This is a genomic window from Kitasatospora sp. CM 4170, from assembly GCF_032110285.1.
Taxonomy (GTDB): domain Bacteria; phylum Actinomycetota; class Actinomycetes; order Streptomycetales; family Streptomycetaceae; genus Kitasatospora; species Kitasatospora aburaviensis.
The window spans coordinates 2,344,578-2,361,034 of record NZ_CP134877.1 but is presented as its reverse complement, the minus strand read 5'-3'; the positions used below and the strand labels follow the sequence as shown (position 1 = coordinate 2,361,034).

Sequence of the window (16,457 nt, the reverse complement as noted above, 5' to 3'; positions counted from 1 at the left end):
GCGGGCGCCGACCGTCGGCGCCGGGTCGAGCGGCCCGGAGGCGAGTGGCGAGTATGCAGAGAGGCGGGGCGTGACGTGCGGGTACTGGGTGTGGACCCGGGGTTGACCAGGTGCGGGGTCGGTGTGGTCGACGGTGCGCCGGGCCGCCCGCTGCGGATGGTCGGCGTCGGCGTGGTGCGCACCCCCGCCGATGCGGAGATCGGGCAGCGACTGCTCCTGGTCGAGCAGGGCATAGAGGGCTGGCTCGACGAGCACCGGCCGGACCTGGTCGCCGTCGAGCGGGTGTTCGCCCAGCACAACGTCCGCACCGTGATGGGCACCGCGCAGGCCAGCGCGGTCGCGATGCTCTGCGCCACCCGGCGCGGCATCCCGGTCACCCTGCACACCCCCAGCGAGGTCAAGGCCGCCGTCACCGGGTCGGGCCGGGCCGACAAGGCCCAGGTCACCGCCATGGTCCAGCGGCTGCTGCGGCTGGACGCGCCGCCCAAGCCGGCCGACGCCGCCGACGCGCTGGCGCTGGCCATCTGCCACATCTGGCGCGGCGGTGCGACCGGCCGGATCGCCGCCGCCGTCGCGAAGGCCGCCCCGGCCGCCGCGCCCGGCCGGGCCCCGGCCCGCGCCCCGTACTCCGCCCGAGCCCCCCGAGGAGCCGCCCGATGATCGCCTTCGTCCAGGGCCCGGTGGCCGCCATCGCCGCCGGCACCGTCGTCGTCGAGGTCGGCGGCGTCGGCATGGCCGTCCAGTGCACCCCGAACACCGCGGCCGGCCTGCGGCTCGGCGAGCCCGCCCGGCTGGCGACCTCGCTGGTCGTCCGGGAGGACTCGCTCACCCTGTACGGCTTCGCGGACGACGACGAGCGGGCCGTCTTCGAGATCCTGCAGGCCGCGCCCGGGGTCGGCCCCCGGCTCGCCCAGGCGATGCTCGGCGTGCACAGCCCGGACGAGCTTCGGGCGGCCGTCGCCGCGGGGAACGAGAAGGCCCTGATCGCCGTCCCCGGTATCGGCAAGGCGAAGGCCGCCAAGCTGCTGCTGGAGTACAAGGACAAGCTGGGCGCGCCGCACGGCAGCGTCCCGGCGCAGAAGCCGATCGCCGCCGGGCCAGCGCCGTGGAGCGAGCAGCTGCACTCCGCGCTGGTCGGCCTCGGCTACGCGCCGCGCGAGGCGGACGAGGCCGTCGCGGCGGTCACGCCGGAGGCCGAGGCGCAGACCGCGACGGACGTCGGCGCGCTCCTCCGGCTCGCCCTGCGCAGCCTCAACCGTTCCCGCTGAAGCCATCTGGCGACCTGTCACTTTGTCGATATTGGAGCCCGAACCGATGAGCCCGTACGACTCCGACCCGGCCGACCGGCTGGTGACGGCCGCCGCCGACGGCGAGGACCAGGCGGTCGAGGCCGCACTGCGCCCCAAGCTGCTGGACGAGTTCATCGGCCAGGAGCGGGTCCGCGAGCAGCTGTCCCTGGTGCTCCAGGCGGCCCGCAAGCGCGGCACCGCCCCCGACCACGTCCTGCTGAGCGGCCCGCCCGGACTCGGTAAGACCACCCTCTCGATGATCATCGCGGCCGAGCTGGGCGCGCCGATCCGGATCACCTCCGGTCCGGCGATCCAGCACGCGGGCGACCTCGCGGCGATCCTCTCCTCGCTCACCGAGGGTGAGGTGCTCTTCCTCGACGAGATCCACCGGATGTCCCGGCCCGCCGAGGAGATGCTCTACATGGCGATGGAGGACTTCCGGGTCGACGTGATCGTCGGCAAGGGGCCGGGCGCCACCGCCATCCCGCTGGAGCTGCCCCCGTTCACCCTGGTCGGCGCCACCACCCGGGCCGGCCTGCTGCCGCCACCGCTGCGCGACCGCTTCGGCTTCACCGGCCACATGGAGTTCTACGCCCCCGCCGAGCTGCAGCGGGTGGTCCACCGCTCGGCCACGCTCCTGGACGTCGAGATCGACCCGGCCGGGGCGGCGGAGATCGCCGGCCGCTCCCGGGGCACCCCGCGCATCGCCAACCGGCTGCTGCGCCGGGTGCGCGACTTCGCGCAGGTCAGGCACGACGGCGTGGTCACTCCGGAGATCGCGGCCCAGGCGCTGGACGTCTACGAGGTGGACGCGCGCGGGCTGGACCGGCTGGACCGCGCGGTGCTGGACGCGCTGCTGCGGCTGTTCGGCGGCGGCCCGGTCGGTTTGTCGACACTGGCGGTCGCGGTGGGGGAGGAGGCCGAGACCGTGGAGGAGGTCGCCGAGCCGTTCCTGGTCCGCGAGGGCCTGCTCGCGCGTACGCCGCGCGGCCGGATCGCGACCGCGGCGGCCTGGCAGCACCTCGGGCTCACCCCGCCGGTGCAGACCGCCCCGGTCCAGACCACGCGCGGCGCGGTGCCGGCCCAGCCCGACCTCTTCCAGGGCGGTGAGGGCTGAACGGGTGAGCCGGGAGCGAACCGGGCACCCGCCCGCCCCCGCGGAACCCTCGCGGAGAAGCCAGGGGAGAAGTCCGGGGAAACTGTGCAGGCGGAGGGTCGCCACTTTCGGCGGCAGGATGCGATGCTTGGCGTTGTCCGATCAGTTCGGGGTCGCCTAGACTCCGCCGGACCGCCCCTCTCACCTGACGGGCCGACCAATACCACACAGGCCGCCGGCCCGGCGGCCCGTAAAGGACCCTGGCTGCAGTGAACCTCATCATCCTTCTCCTCCCGATCATCGCGATCGTGCTCATGTTCCGGTCGCAGAAGAAGCGCCAGCAGCAGATGCAGCAGATGCAGACGGCGCTGGAGCCCGGGGCGGGGGTGCGCACCATCGGCGGCCTGTACGCCCAGGTGAAGGCGGTCAACGAGGAGACCGTCGAGCTGGAGACCGCGCCGGGCGTGGTCTCCCACTTCACCAAGAGCGCGATCGCTGCGGTCCTGGACCCGCAGGAGTACGACGCGATCATCAACGGCCGCCCGGCCGACGACGAGCTTCCCGAGCCGGAGGCCGACGTCGACGCCGAGCCGGCCGACGAGAAGCCGCTCTCGCTCGCCAAGGAAGGCGCCGAGAAGGGCGAGGCCGAGGGCGGCGCTCCCGCGAGCAAGTAGTACCGGCCGGGCACTCGCCCGGTCGCGCGGCGCAGTGCCGCGAGCCCACAGGATCTCATGGGCCCCAGATCCGCCATGCCCCCGTCCAGCCACGAGCCGGACGGGGGTCCGGTAGGGGAGGTGGCATGGACAGGGAGAAACGAGCAAGGTGGCAACACCCAAGTCGCGCCCGCGCGACGGTTACCCAGGGCGGGCGCTGGCCCTCATCCTGGTGATCACCGTCGGACTGGTCGCCCTCATGTTCGGGACGGGCAACACCAAGCCCCGCCTCGGGATCGACCTCGCAGGCGGCACCAGCATCACGCTGAGCGCGAAGTCGACCGACCCCAAGGCGATCAACAAGTCCAACATGGACATCGCCACCGGGATCATCGAGCAGCGCGTCAACGGGATGGGTGTCTCCGAGGCGGAGGTCCAGACCCAGGGCGACCGGAACATCATCGTCAACATCCCCAAGGGCGGTGACAAGCAGAGCGCGGTCGACCAGGTCGGCACCACCGCGAAGCTGTACTTCCGCCCGGTCCTCGCCCTCGCCCCGAGCGGCATCCAGGCGCAGGCCCCGACCTCGGCCCCCTCGGCGAGCGGCAGCGCCACCCCGGGCGCGAGCCCCTCCGCGGGCGCCACCGGCTCGGCCTCCGCGAGCGCCCCGGCCGGTACGCCCAGCGCGAGCGCCACCAAGCAGGGCCGCCCGGTCGGCGAGGCCCTCGCCGACGCCACCCCGTCCGCGACCGCCACCGCCCCGAGTGCCACCGCCTCCGGCTCGGCCGCCGCCACCCCGAGCGCCGCCGGTTCGGCCGCCGCCACCCCGAGCGCCGGCGCCACCGCGCCGACCACGCCGGACCTGAGCGCCGCGATGACCTCCGGCACCGTGCCGCCCGAGCTGGCCGCCGCCTTCGCCGGCCTGGACTGCTCCAAGCCCGAGCAGCGCAACCAGAACTACCAGAAGGCCGAGGAGCAGCCGACCGTCGCCTGCACCCAGAAGGACGAGCGCGGCGTCTACTACAAGCTCGCCCTCGGCCCGGTCGCGGTGAAGGGCGCCGACGTCTCCAAGGCGCAGGCCAGCATCGACACCCAGCAGGGTGCCGGCTGGCAGGTCCAGCTCCAGTTCAACGGCAAGGGCACCGACGACTTCACCAAGGTCACCGGTCAGCTGGCCACCCAGGCGGACCCGACCAACCAGTTCGCCATCGTGCTGGACGGCAAGGTCGTCTCGCACCCGTACGTGCGCAACGCCATCCCCGGTGGCTCGGCCGTGATCTCCGGCAGCTTCACCCAGGCCGAGGCGCAGGACCTCGCCAACGTGCTGAGCTTCGGCGCCCTGCCGCTGGAGTTCACCACCGACGACGTCACCACGGTCTCCCCGCAGCTCGGCGGCGACCAGCTGGACGCCGGTCTGATCGCCGGCGCCATCGGCATGCTGCTGGTGGTCCTCTACTCGCTGGTCTACTACCGCGGCCTCGGCCTGGTCTCGATCGCCGGTCTGATCGTCTCGGCGATCCTGACCTACTCGATCATGAGCCTGCTCGGCGCCGGTATCGGCTTCGCGCTGAACCTGCCGGCGGTCTGCGGCGCCATCGTCGCGATCGGTATCACCGCGGACTCCTTCATCGTGTACTTCGAGCGCATCCGCGACGAGGTCCGCGAGGGCGCCCCGCTGCGCCCCGCGGTCCAGCGGGCCTGGCCGCGCGCCCGGCGCACCATCCTGGTGTCGGACTTCGTGTCCTTCCTCTGTGCCGCCGTGCTCTACCTGGTCTCGGTCGGCAAGGTGCAGGGCTTCGCGTTCACGCTGGGCCTGACCACCGCGCTCGACGTCGTCGTGATCTTCCTCTTCACCAAGCCGCTGATCACGCTGCTGGCCCGGCGGAAGTTCTTCTCCGACGGCCACCCGTGGTCCGGCCTGGACCCGAAGCGCCTCGGCGCCCGCCCGCCGCTGCGCAGCAGCCGTCGCCGTCCCACCTCGTCCGCCGCCGCGAAGGGGGCCTGACACCGTGTCGCGCTTCTCCAATCTGGGCCACCGGCTCTACCAGGGCGAGGTCAGCTTCGACTTCGTCGGTCGCCGCAAGCTCTGGTACAGCATCTCCGGCGTGATCGTGCTGGTCGCGGCGATCGGCCTGGCCATGGGCCTGCACCTGGGCATCGAGTTCAAGGGCGGGCAGGTCTACACCGTCTCCAAGCCGGGGCTGTCCGTCTCGCAGGCGCAGGACGCGGCCGACAAGATCGTCTCCTCGCACCCGCTGGTGCAGTCGGTGGACGACGGCAAGAAGATCCGCATCCAGGTCAGCTCCGAGGAGAAGGTCTCCTCCTCGACCTTCACCGACAAGCTGTCCAAGGAGATCGGCGTCCCGGTCGCCGAGATCGACACCCAGGTGATCGGCCCCAGCTGGGGTGAGCAGATCTCCAAGAAGGCACTCACCGGCCTGATCATCTTCATGGTCCTGGTGACGGCCTACCTGGCGATCGCCTTCGAGTGGCGGATGGCGGTGGCCGCCCTGGTCGCCCTCATCCACGACCTCCTGATCACCATCGGGGTCTACGCCCTGGTGGGCTTCGAGGTCACCCCCGGTACGGTGATCGGCTTCCTGACCATCCTCGGGTACTCGCTCTACGACACGGTCGTCGTCTTCGACACCGTGAAGGAGAACACCAAGGGGCTCACCAAGCAGAACAAGCTCACCTACAGCGAGGCGGCCAACGCGGGCCTCAACCAGACCCTGGTGCGCTCGCTCAACACCACGGTGGTCGCCCTGCTCCCGGTGGCGGCGCTGCTGTTCATCGGTGGCGGCATCCTGGGCGCCGGCACCCTGAACGACATCTCGCTGGCGCTGTTCATCGGCCTCGCGGCCGGTGCCTACTCCTCGATCTGCGTCGCCACCCCGCTGCTGGCGCAGCTCAAGGAGGAGCAGCCGGACATGAAGGCGCTGGCCAAGCGGGTCGCCCTGCGGCGCGCCGCGGACGCCAAGGCGGCCGCCGAGGGCGGGACCGGGACGCCGGCGGGCGAGGAGATCGCCGACGAGGACCTGCCGGCGGGTATGGTCGGTCAGCGCGGCCGGGCGTCCGGCGCCCGCGCCAAGGGCCGTCCGTCCACCAAGCGCTGAAGCGCGACCGACCCTAAGGACTCCTCGTGACCACCGCCGACACCGCACTGGCCGAGCTGCTGAACAGCCGCATCCGGGACGTCCCGGACTACCCGAAGCCGGGTGTGCTGTTCAAGGACATCGCGCCGCTGCTCGCCGACGCCGAGGCCTTCGCGGCACTCACCAGGGCGCTCGCCGAGCGGGCGACGGCCCTCGGGGCGACCAAGGTGGTGGGCCTGGAGGCACGCGGCTTCGTGCTGGCGGCTCCGGCGGCCTTCGCGGCCGGGCTCGGCTTCGTGCCGATCCGCAAGCAGGGCAAGCTGCCCGGCGAGGTGTTCCGCCGCTCGTACGAGCTGGAGTACGGCGAGGCCGTGCTGGAGGTGCAGTGCGACGCCTTCGCGCCCGGTGAGCGGGTGCTGGTGGTGGACGACGTGCTGGCCACCGGCGGGACCATCGGCGCCTCGCTGGACCTGGTGAAGGAGGCCGGCGCCGAGCTGGCGGGCGTCGTGGTGCTGATGGAGCTGGGCTTCCTGGACGGGCGCGCGCGGCTCTCCGAGCACCTGGGCGGCGCCCCGCTGGAGACGCTGGTCACGGTCTGAGGTCCGCGCAGGACCAGGGTCGAGGGCGGCGGTCGGATCATCCGACCGCCGCCCTCTGCGTGTCCGGGGCCGGGCGGCTGAACACCGGAGCGCCGGGCTCGGTACCATGAAGATTCATCCCCTCCCGGTTGTGCGAGGCAGAGCCGGCCGTGCGAGGGGCCCGGCCCAGGTGCCCCGAGGAGTGTCCTTGCCCGACGAGGTTGTGCCCACGGCCGCAGCGGCCGCCCCCGACAACCGTTCCACGCCCTCGGGGGCCACCCCGGCACGCCCGGCGCCGACCTCCTCGCGTCCGGCGGCTCCCGCGAGCCGACCGTCCTCCTCCGGCGGTATGCGCGCCCGGCTGGCCCGCCTCGGCGGCCAGCGCTCCAGCGTGCTCAACCCGGTGCTGGAGCCGCTGTTCCGCTCCATCCGGGCCAACGACCCCAAGGCCGACCCGGCCCTGCTGCGGGACATCGAGCGGGCGTACGCGGTGGCCGAGAAGTGGCACCGCGGGCAGAAGCGCAAGAGCGGCGACCCGTACATCACCCACCCGCTGGCGGTCGCGACCATCCTGGCCGAGCTGGGCATGGACGCCCCGACCCTGATGGCCGGGCTGCTGCACGACACCGTCGAGGACACCGACTACGGCCTGGAGACCCTGCGCCGGGACTTCGGCGACTCGGTGGCCCTGCTGGTGGACGGCGTCACCAAGCTGGACCGCGTCAAGTTCGGCGAGGCCGCGCAGGCCGAGACCGTCCGCAAGATGGTCGTCGCGATGGCCAAGGACCCGCGCGTCCTGGTGATCAAGCTGGCCGACCGCCTGCACAACATGCGCACCATGCGCTACCTGAAGCGGGAGAAGCAGGAGAAGAAGGCCCGCGAGACGCTGGAGATCTACGCCCCGCTGGCGCACCGGCTGGGCATGAACACCATCAAGTGGGAGCTGGAGGACCTCGCCTTCGCGATCCTCTACCCCAAGATGTACGACGAGATCGTCCGGCTGGTCGCCGAGCGCGCCCCGAAGCGGGACGAGTACCTGGCGACCGTCATCGACCAGGTCCAGGGCGACCTGCGCGGCGCCCGGATCACCGCCTCCGTCACCGGCCGGCCGAAGCACTACTACTCGGTCTACCAGAAGATGATCGTCCGGGGCCGGGACTTCGCCGAGATCTACGACCTGGTGGGCATCCGGGTCCTGGTCGACACCGTCCGCGACTGCTACGCGGCGCTGGGCACCATCCACGCGCGGTGGAACCCGGTGCCGGGGCGGTTCAAGGACTACATCGCGATGCCCAAGTTCAACATGTACCAGTCGCTGCACACCACGGTGATCGGTCCCGGTGGCAAGCCCGTCGAGCTGCAGATCCGCACCTTCGACATGCACCGCCGCGCCGAGTACGGCATCGCGGCGCACTGGAAGTACAAGCAGCGCGCGGTCGCCGGCGCCTCCAAGGTCCGCACCGACACCCCGACCCAGACCCGCAAGGACGACAAGGCCGGCGCCGTCAACGAGATGGCCTGGCTGCGGCAGCTGCTGGACTGGCAGAAGGAGACCGAGGACCCGAGCGAGTTCCTGGAGTCGCTGCGCTTCGACCTCTCCAACAACGAGGTCTTCGTCTTCACCCCCAAGGGCGACGTCATAGCGCTGCCGGCCGGCGCCACCCCGGTGGACTTCGCCTTCGCCGTCCACACCGAGGTCGGCTACCGCTGCATAGGGGCCCGGGTCAACGGGCGGCTGGTGCCGCTGGAGTCGACCCTGGAGAACGGCGACAGCGTCGAGGTCTTCACCTCCAAGGCGGAGAACGCCGGCCCGTCCCGGGACTGGCTGGGCTTCGTCAAGTCGCCGCGTGCCCGCAACAAGATCCGCGCCTGGTTCTCCAAGGAGCGCCGCGAGGAGGCCATCGAGCACGGCAAGGAGGCCATCGCCCGGGCGATGCGCAAGCAGGGCCTGCCGATCCAGCGGATCCTCACCGGGGACTCGCTGGTCACCCTGGCCCACGAGATGCGCTACCCGGACATCTCCTCGCTGTACGCCGCGATCGGTGAGGGCCACGTCGCCGCGCAGAACATCGTGCAGAAGCTGGTCCAGGCGCTCGGCGGCGAGGAGGGCGCCACCGAGGACCTCGCCGAGACCGCGACGCCGACCCACGACACCCGCCGGGCGGTGCGCCGCCGGGCCAAGGGCGACCCCGGCGTCATCGTCAAGGGCGTCGAGGACGTCTGGGTCAAGCTGTCCCGCTGCTGCACCCCGGTGCCGGGCGACCCGATCGTCGGCTTCATCACCCGCGGCAACGGCGTCTCGGTGCACCGCGCCGACTGCGTCAACGTCGAGGCGCTCAGCCAGCAGCCCGAGCGGATGATCGACGTCGAGTGGGCGGCCACCCAGTCCTCGGTCTTCCTGGTGGCCATCCAGGTCGAGGCGCTGGACCGCTCCCGGCTGCTCTCGGACGTCACCCGGGTCCTCTCCGACCAGCACGTCAACATCCTGTCGGCGGCGGTGCAGACCTCGCGCGACCGGGTGGCGATGAGCCGGTTCACCTTCGAGATGGGCGACCCGAAGCACCTCGGCCACGTGCTCAAGGCGGTCCGCGGCGTCGAGGGCGTCTACGACGTCTACCGCGTCACCTCGGCCCGCAAGTAGCGGCGACGGCGAAGGGCCCCGGGGTGCTCCCCGGGGCCCTTCGCCGTTCTGCTTCGGTTCGGCTCGGCGGCGGATCAGCCGCTGAACTCCTCCTGGCTCTTGTGCGCCTGCTCCAGCAGGGTCTGCACGCCGGCCAGCTCGGACTCCAGCTTGGCCACCTTGCTCGCGTTGCCGGCCGCACGGGCCTTGACCAGGTCGGCCTGGAGCTTGTCCGCCTTGGCCTGGAAGAGGCCGACCATGCCGGCGGCGCGGGCCTTCGCCTCCGGGTTGGAGCGCTTCCACTCGGCGTCCTCGGCCTCGCGGATCGCCCGCTCGACCGCGTTCAGCCGGCCGTCCAGCTTCGGACGGGCGTCCCGCGGCACGTGCCCGATCGCCTCCCAGCGCTCGTTCACCTCGCGCAGCGCGGCCTTGGCGGCCTTCAGGTCGGTGATCGGCAGGATCGCCTCGGCCTCGGTCGCCAGCGCCTCCTTCAGCTTCTGGTTCGCCACCTGCTCGGCGTCCCGCTCGCTGAACACCGCGGACCGGGCCTGGAAGAAGACGTCCTGGGCGCCGCGGAACCGCGCCCACAGCTCGTCCTCGACGTCCCGCTGCGCGCGGCCGGCGGCCTTCCAGCGGGCCATGAGGTCGCGGTAGCGGGCCGCGGTGTCGCCCCACTCCGTGGAGGAGGAGAGCGCCTCCGCCTCGGAGACCAGGCGCTCCTTGGTCTGGCGGGCCTGCTCGCGCTCGGCGTCCAGGGTCGCGAAGTGCGCCTTGCGGTGCTTGGAGAAGACCGAGCGGGCGTGCGAGAAGCGGTGCCACAGCTCGTCGTCGCTCTTGCGGTCCAGCCGCGGCAGGCCCTTCCAGGTGTCCACCAGGGCGCGCAGCCGGTCGCCGGCCTCCCGCCACTGGGTCGACTCGGCGAGCTGCTCGGCCTCGGCGACCAGCGCCTCCTTGGCGGCCCGGGTCTCGTTCTGGGCCTTGGCGCGAGCCGCCTTGCGCTCCTCGCGACGGCTCTCGATCTCACCGGCGAGGGTGTCCAGCCGCTTGGCCAGTGCGTCCAGGTCGCCGACCGCGTGCCCCTCGGTCACCTGCGCGCGCAGGTGCTCCAGCGCGGTCAGGGCGTCCTTGGCGGCCAGGTCGGTGGTGCGCACCCGCTTCTCCAGCAGGCCGATCTCCACCTCGATGCCCTGGTACTTGCGCTCGAAGTAGGCGAGGGCCTCCTCGGGCGAGCCGGCCTGCCAGGAACCCACGACGCGTTCGCCGTCGGCCGTCCTGACGTAGACCGTGCCCTGCTCGTCGACACGGCCCCACGGGTCGCTGCTCATAGCGCGTCCTCCACATGACGTCGCGCCCGCGCCGGGGCGGCGCGCGTCCGTCGTCCACAGTTGATGTGCGGCGGACCGATGAGTCCGCCGTCCCCGTCCGCCGTTCTGGTGCTTGCCGAGGGTGACGGCTTGGCGGGTCTGGGCACCCTATACAACGCCAACATAGGCGACCAGGCCCGGTGCTGTCCGCATCCGGGCCGGGCGATTTCGCTCCGGGGCCGGGCCGGGCCCGCTCGCGCGGCAGCCCGGACCGACCCCGGCACGGCTCAACTCTTCGCGGTGGTCACCGAGTTGAAGGTGACGTTGGCCATCGGGTGGCCGTCCGTACCGCCCTCCAGGGTGCCCGCGGCGGCGATCTTCTGAACCACGTCCAGACCGCCGGTGATCTTCCCGAACGGGGTGTAGTTCGGGGGGAGCTGGGTGTCCTTGTAGACCAGGAAGAACTGGCTCCCGTTGGTGCCCGGGCCGGCGTTGGCCATCGCCACGGTGCCGGCCGGGTAGGTGGCGCCGGTGAGGTTCTCGTCGGCGAACTTGTAGCCCGGGCCGCCGGTGCCGCCGGGGGCGGTCGCACTGGCGGTCGGGTCACCGCACTGCAGCACGTAGATGCCGCCCGTGGTCAGGCGGTGGCACTTGGTGTGGTCGAAGTACTTCTCGCCGGCGAGGAAGGCGAAGGAGTTGACCGTGTGCGGCGCCTTGGCGGCGTCCAGCGACAGCGTCACCTTGCCGCAGTTTGTCTCCAGGGTCGCCGTGTAGGCGGCCGAGGTGTCGACGCTCATGGCCGGCTCGGTCTGCCACTGCTTGCCGTTGGGCGAGCCCGGCGCCGGGTCGCCGCAGCCCTCGACCGGCTTGCGGGTCGGGGTGGTCGGCTCGGCGGCCGGCTGGGTGGGCGCGGCCTGCGCACTCGACGAGGTGTCCTTCTTGTCGTCCGAGTCGAAGGCACCGGTGCCGACCAGGGCGCCGCCGCCGGCCAGCACCACGACGGCGAGCGAGGCGCCGAGGATCGTGTTGCGCCGCTTGCGGGCGACCGCGGCCTCGGCCCGGCGCTGCGCCTGGCGCTCGTACTTCTCGCGGGCGAGCTGCCGCCGCCGCTGTTCGCTGGTGACCACCGGCCGTGTCTCCTGAGGATGTACTGGAAATGTGTGCGGATGCTGGAGCGGATCATCGCATCCATCGGCGGTCAAGTGTAGGTACCGCCGCCGTAAGAACGCGGTGAACCTGTCAGGACGAAGTCGGTCCGCGCCCCGCATCTGGTTCGCAACCGGACCCGCACCGCCGGTAGGCTGCCTTTACATCACGTCTCGTAGCCGCATCTCGTAGCCGTCAGTGCCGACCGAACCACGAAGGACGCGCGTGTTCATCGCCGGATTCCCCGCTGGAGCCTGGGGCACCAACTGCTACCTGGTCGCGCCGGGGCCGGGCGAGGAGTGCGTCATCGTCGATCCCGGCCACCAGGCCACCCGCGGCGTCGAGGAGCTGGTCCGCGAGCACCGGCTGAAGCCCGTCGCCGTCGTGCTCACCCACGGCCACATCGACCACATCGCCTCGGTCGTCCCGGTCTGCGGCGCCAAGGGCGTCCCGGCCTGGATCCACCCCGAGGACCGCTACATGATGGCGGACCCGGAGAAGGCGCTCGGCCGCTCGCTCGGCACCCAGCTGATGGGCGAACTCACCGTCGGCGAACCCGACGACGTGCGCGAGCTCACCGACGGCAGCGTGCTGGAGCTGGCCGGCCTGCGGCTCACCGTCGACCACGCGCCCGGCCATACCAAGGGGTCGGTGACGTTCCGGACGCCCGGCGCCGAGGACCTCCCCCCGGTGCTCTTCTCGGGCGACCTGCTCTTCGCCGGCTCCATCGGGCGCACGGACCTCCCGGGCGGCGACAGCGAGGCGATCATGAGCTCGCTGGCCCGGGTGTGCCTGCCCCTCGACGACGCGACCGTGGTCCTCTCCGGCCACGGCGGACAGACCACCATCGGCCGTGAGCGCGCCACCAACCCCTACCTCAGGCAGGCGGCGGGAGCGCTCGGCGCTCCGGCCGTCCCGCGACGAGGAATGTGACGGAAGAGAAGTTGAGCACCTTCACCGCCCCCAAGGGCACCTACGACCTGCTGCCCCCCAGCTCCGCGACGTTCCTGGCGATCCGGGAGCGCATCGCCGCGCCCGCCCGCCGGGCCGGCTACGGCTACATCGAGACCCCGGTCTTCGAGGACGTGAAGCTGTTCTCCCGCGGTGTCGGCGAGTCCACCGACATCGTCACCAAGGAGATGTTCTCGCTCACCCAGCGCGGCAAGGAGGAGCTGGCACTGCGCCCCGAGGGCACCGCCTCGGTGCTGCGCGCCGCCCTCCAGGCCAACCTGCACAAGCTGGGCAACCTGCCGGTCAAGCTCTGGTACTCGGGCTCCTACTACCGCTACGAGCGCCCGCAGGCCGGCCGCTACCGCCAGTTCTCCCAGGTCGGCGCCGAGGCGATCGGCGCCGAGGACCCGGCGCTGGACGCCGAGCTGATCATCCTGGCCGACGACGCCTTCCGCTCGCTGGGCCTGAGCGACTACACGCTGCTCCTCAACAGCCTCGGCGACAAGCAGTGCCGCCCGGTCTACCGCGCCGCGCTGATCGAGTTCCTCGCCGGCCTGGACCTGGACGAGGACACCCGCCGCCGCGCCGAGATCAACCCGCTGCGCGTCCTCGACGACAAGCGCGAGTCGGTACAGGCCCAGCTCACCGGCGCCCCGATGCTGCGCGACTTCCTGTGCGAGGAGTGCAAGGAGTACGACGAGAAGGTCCGCGAGCTGCTCACCGCCAACGGCGTGGCCTTCACCGACGACCCGAAGCTGGTCCGCGGCCTGGACTACTACACCCGCACCACCTTCGAGTTCGTGCACAACGGCCTCGGCGCGCAGTCCGCGATCGGCGGCGGCGGCCGCTACGACGGCCTCTCCGAGATGATCGGCGGCCCGGCGCTGCCGTCCGTCGGCTGGGCCCTCGGCGTGGACCGCACCTACCTGGCGCTGGAGGCCGAGGGCGTCGTCCTGGACCTGCCGGCCGCCACCTCCGTGTACGCCGTAGCGCTCGGCGAGGAGGCCAAGAACGTCCTGTTCGCCAAGGTCGTCGAGCTGCGCCGGGCCGGCGTGGCCACCGACCTCGCGTTCGGCGTCAAGACCATCAAGAACGCCATGAAGTCCGCGGACCGGTCCGGCGCCCGCTTCGCCCTGATCGCCGGGGACCGGGACCTCGCCGACGGCGTCGTCCAGCTCAAGGACATGACCACCGGCGAGCAGAACCCCGTCGCCCTCGACGCACTCGTCACCACCCTGAAGGAGAAGCAGCTGTGATCCGCACGCACGACGCGGGCACGCTCCGCCCGGAGCACGCAGGCACCACCGTCACCCTGGCCGGCTGGGTCGCCCGCCGCCGCGACCACGGCGGCGTGGCCTTCATCGACCTGCGCGACGCCTCCGGCACCGTGCAGATCGTGGTCCGCGACCTGGACTCGGTCCACGGCCTGCGCGCCGAGTACTGCGTCAAGGTCGTCGGTGACGTCCGCGTGCGCCCCGAGGGCAACGAGAACCCGGAGATCCCGACCGGCGCCGTCGAGGTCGTCGTCAGCGAGATCGAGGTGCTCTCCGAGGCCGCCCCGCTGCCGTTCCCGGTCGCCGAGTACGAGCCCGGTACGGTCAACGAGGAGGTCCGCCTCCGCTACCGCTACCTCGACCTGCGCCGCGAGGGCCCGGCCAAGGGCCTGCGCCTGCGCTCCAAGGTCAACAACATCATCCGCCGGGTGATGGAGGAGAACGACTACCTCGACATCGAGACGCCGTACCTCACCCGCTCCACCCCCGAGGGCGCCCGCGACTTCCTCGTCCCGGTCCGCCTGCAGCCCGGCCACTGGTACGCGCTGCCGCAGTCGCCCCAGCTGTTCAAGCAGCTGCTGATGGTGGCCGGCATGGAGCGCTACTACCAGATCGCCCGCTGCTTCCGCGACGAGGACTTCCGCGCCGACCGCCAGCCGGAGTTCACCCAGCTGGACATCGAGGCCTCCTTCGTCGACCAGGAGGACATCCTGGCCCTCGGCGAGAAGATCATCGGCGCCGTCTGGCGCGAGGTACACGGCTACGAGATCCCCAACCCGCTGCCGCGGATGAGCTACGCGGACGCCATGGGCCGCTACGGCTCGGACAAGCCGGACGTCCGCTTCGGTCAGGAACTCACCGACCTCACCGAGTACTTCAAGGGCACCTCGTTCCGCGTCTTCCAGGCCCCGTACGTCGGCGCCGTCGTCATGCCGGGCGGTGCCTCGCAGCCGCGCAAGCAGCTCGACGCCTGGCAGGACTGGGCCAAGGCGCGCGGCGCCAAGGGTCTCGCCTACGTCCTCATCGACGCCGAGACCGGCGAGCTGCGCGGCCCGGTCGCCAAGAACCTCTCCGAGGAGCACCTGGCCGGCCTCGCCGCCGCCGCGGGCGCCAAGAACGGCGACGCGATCTTCTTCGCGGCCGGCAAGGAGCGCCCCTCGCAGGAGCTGCTCGGCGCCGCCCGTCTGGAGATCGGCCGCCGCTGCGAGCTGATCGACGAGTCCCAGTGGGCCTTCCTCTGGGTCGTCGACTTCCCGATGTTCGAGCCGATCGAGGACGACAAGGGCGAGTTCCAGGGCTGGCACGCGGTGCACCACCCGTTCACCGCCCCGACCGCCGAGTCGCTCGCCACCTTCGACACCGACCCCGGCAGCGCGCTCTCCAACGCGTACGACCTGGTGCTCAACGGCTCGGAGCTGGGCGGCGGTTCGATCCGTATCCACCAGCGGGACGTGCAGAAGCGGGCGTTCGACGCGATCGGCCTCTCCGAGGAGGAGGCCGCCTCGCAGTTCGGCTTCCTGCTGGACGCCTTCAACTACGGCCCGCCGCCGCACGGTGGCGTCGCCTTCGGTCTGGACCGGATCGTCACCCTGCTCGGCGGGTACGACACCATCCGGGACGTCATCGCCTTCCCGAAGACGTCCACCGGCGGCGACCCGCTGACCGGCGCCCCGACCCCGATCACCCCCGCGCAGCGGCGTGAGGCCGGCGTCGACGCCCAGCCGAAGGTCCGCGAGGACGCTAAGCCCGAGGGCCAGCCCAAGGGCTGATCCCCCCGTCGGCTAACCTTTCACGGCCCCGGACGGCCCACCGCCGTCCGGGGCCCGTCCACAACGGTGTGTGACAGAGGAGAGGGTTCCCCCATGAAGGTGACCACCAGAGTCGAGTCTCCGCAGGACGCCCCCGCCACCAGACGGGTCCACATGGCGGCCTTCCCCGGCCCCGACGAGGCCGACCTGGTGGACGCGCTGCGCCGCGACCCGGCCTGGCTGCCGGGCCTGTCGGTGGTCGCGGTGGACGACGCCGGCCTGGTGGTCGGCCACGCACTGCTGACCCGGCTGCGGATCGGCGACGGCGAGGGCCTCGCGCTCGCGCCGGTGGCGGTCGCCCCCGAGTGGCAGCGCAAGGGCGTCGGCGAGCTCGTCGTCCGGGCCGCGCTGTCCGCCGCCGAGGAGGCGGGGGAGAAGCTCGTCGTGGTCCTCGGCGACCCTGGGTACTACGGCCGCTTCGGCTTCCTCCCGGCCCAGCGGCACGAGATCACCGGACCGTTCGAGGTGCCGGACGCGTACTTCCAGACCCTCGCCCTGCCGGGCTACGACGGCGCCCCGCGCGGGCTCTGCCGCTACCCGGAACCCTTCGAGGCCGCCTGAGGGGCTCCGAGGCCGCCCGAGGCCTCGCGGGGGCGGCCGACCCGCCCTGCGCCCGCCCTTTACCCGCCGCCCTGCGCCCGCC

Annotated in this window: 14 protein-coding genes; 12 read left to right on the top strand and 2 right to left on the bottom strand. The window is 72.1% G+C overall.

Annotated elements, in window-relative coordinates; translation table 11 throughout:
• The first annotated feature begins 75 nt into the window (after positions 1 to 75).
• The 8 genes from ruvC to RMN57_RS09315 all read left to right on the top strand — a co-directional run bounded on the left by ruvC (position 76) and on the right by RMN57_RS09315 (position 9,352).
• Positions 76 to 660 carry a crossover junction endodeoxyribonuclease RuvC gene (gene ruvC, locus RMN57_RS09350; protein ID WP_313762931.1) on the top strand — a complete coding sequence of 195 codons (585 nt, stop codon included), beginning with the start codon at positions 76 to 78 and terminating at the stop codon, positions 658 to 660.
• On the top strand, positions 657 to 1,268 hold the full coding sequence (ruvA, locus tag RMN57_RS09345) for a Holliday junction branch migration protein RuvA (protein ID WP_313762930.1): 612 nt from the start codon (positions 657 to 659) through the stop codon (positions 1,266 to 1,268). The genes ruvC and ruvA overlap by 4 nt, the downstream gene beginning before the upstream one ends.
• 46 nt (positions 1,269 to 1,314) lie before the next feature.
• Positions 1,315 to 2,406 (top strand): Holliday junction branch migration DNA helicase RuvB, encoded by a 1,092-nt coding sequence (gene ruvB / locus RMN57_RS09340; protein WP_313762929.1) that lies wholly within the window; start codon positions 1,315 to 1,317, stop codon positions 2,404 to 2,406.
• A 248-nt stretch (positions 2,407 to 2,654) separates the two neighbouring features.
• Complete coding sequence (yajC, locus tag RMN57_RS09335; RefSeq protein WP_313762928.1) at positions 2,655 to 3,059, top strand: preprotein translocase subunit YajC; 405 nt, start codon at positions 2,655 to 2,657, stop codon at positions 3,057 to 3,059.
• A gap of 148 nt (positions 3,060 to 3,207) precedes the next feature.
• Positions 3,208 to 5,043 (top strand): protein translocase subunit SecD, encoded by a 1,836-nt coding sequence (gene secD / locus RMN57_RS09330; RefSeq protein WP_380234142.1) that lies wholly within the window; start codon positions 3,208 to 3,210, stop codon positions 5,041 to 5,043.
• 4 nt (positions 5,044 to 5,047) lie between these two features.
• Positions 5,048 to 6,154 (top strand): protein translocase subunit SecF, encoded by a 1,107-nt coding sequence (gene secF, locus RMN57_RS09325; RefSeq protein WP_313762927.1) that lies wholly within the window; start codon positions 5,048 to 5,050, stop codon positions 6,152 to 6,154.
• Between the two features lie 26 nt (positions 6,155 to 6,180).
• Entirely contained in the window at positions 6,181 to 6,732 is a 552-nt protein-coding gene (locus tag RMN57_RS09320) for an adenine phosphoribosyltransferase (RefSeq protein WP_313762926.1), read from the top strand.
• 106 nt (positions 6,733 to 6,838) lie between these two features.
• Positions 6,839 to 9,352, top strand: coding sequence for a RelA/SpoT family protein (locus RMN57_RS09315; protein WP_380234135.1), 2,514 nt, complete (start codon positions 6,839 to 6,841; stop codon positions 9,350 to 9,352).
• Between the two features lie 74 nt (positions 9,353 to 9,426).
• Here RMN57_RS09315 and RMN57_RS09310 read toward each other — a convergent pair whose 3' ends face one another.
• Together RMN57_RS09310 and RMN57_RS09305 are read right to left on the bottom strand one after the other, a co-directional pair.
• Positions 9,427 to 10,656, bottom strand: coding sequence for a DUF349 domain-containing protein (locus tag RMN57_RS09310; protein WP_313762924.1), 1,230 nt, complete (start codon positions 10,654 to 10,656; stop codon positions 9,427 to 9,429).
• A 266-nt stretch (positions 10,657 to 10,922) separates the two neighbouring features.
• A complete protein-coding gene (locus RMN57_RS09305; protein ID WP_313762923.1) occupies positions 10,923 to 11,762 on the bottom strand; it encodes a peptidylprolyl isomerase in 840 nt (279 codons plus the stop codon).
• 244 nt (positions 11,763 to 12,006) lie between these two features.
• On the opposite strand from RMN57_RS09305, the gene RMN57_RS09300 reads away from it, so the two are divergent.
• The 4 genes from RMN57_RS09300 to RMN57_RS09285 all read left to right on the top strand — a co-directional run bounded on the left by RMN57_RS09300 (position 12,007) and on the right by RMN57_RS09285 (position 16,375).
• A complete protein-coding gene (locus RMN57_RS09300; protein ID WP_313762922.1) occupies positions 12,007 to 12,714 on the top strand; it encodes an MBL fold metallo-hydrolase in 708 nt (235 codons plus the stop codon).
• Positions 12,715 to 12,725: 11 nt separating this feature from the next.
• A complete protein-coding gene (gene hisS / locus RMN57_RS09295) occupies positions 12,726 to 13,988 on the top strand; it encodes a histidine--tRNA ligase (RefSeq protein ID WP_313762921.1) in 1,263 nt (420 codons plus the stop codon).
• On the top strand, positions 13,985 to 15,775 hold the full coding sequence (gene aspS, locus RMN57_RS09290) for an aspartate--tRNA ligase (RefSeq protein ID WP_238861596.1): 1,791 nt from the start codon (positions 13,985 to 13,987) through the stop codon (positions 15,773 to 15,775). Before hisS ends, aspS begins: the two co-directional genes overlap by 4 nt.
• 93 nt (positions 15,776 to 15,868) lie before the next feature.
• Entirely contained in the window at positions 15,869 to 16,375 is a 507-nt protein-coding gene (locus RMN57_RS09285; RefSeq protein WP_313762920.1) for an N-acetyltransferase, read from the top strand.
• Positions 16,376 to 16,457 lie beyond the last annotated feature (82 nt).

Coding starts and splice junctions, on each gene's coding strand:
- ruvA (WP_313762930.1), top strand. CDS start 657: ATGATCGCCTTCGTCCAGGGCCCGGTGGCCGCCATCGCCGCCGGCACC.
- ruvB (WP_313762929.1), top strand. CDS start 1,315: ATGAGCCCGTACGACTCCGACCCGGCCGACCGGCTGGTGACGGCCGCC.
- RMN57_RS09315 (WP_380234135.1), top strand. CDS start 6,839: ATGAAGATTCATCCCCTCCCGGTTGTGCGAGGCAGAGCCGGCCGTGCG.
- RMN57_RS09310 (WP_313762924.1), bottom strand. CDS start 10,656: ATGAGCAGCGACCCGTGGGGCCGTGTCGACGAGCAGGGCACGGTCTAC.
- RMN57_RS09285 (WP_313762920.1), top strand. CDS start 15,869: ATGAAGGTGACCACCAGAGTCGAGTCTCCGCAGGACGCCCCCGCCACC.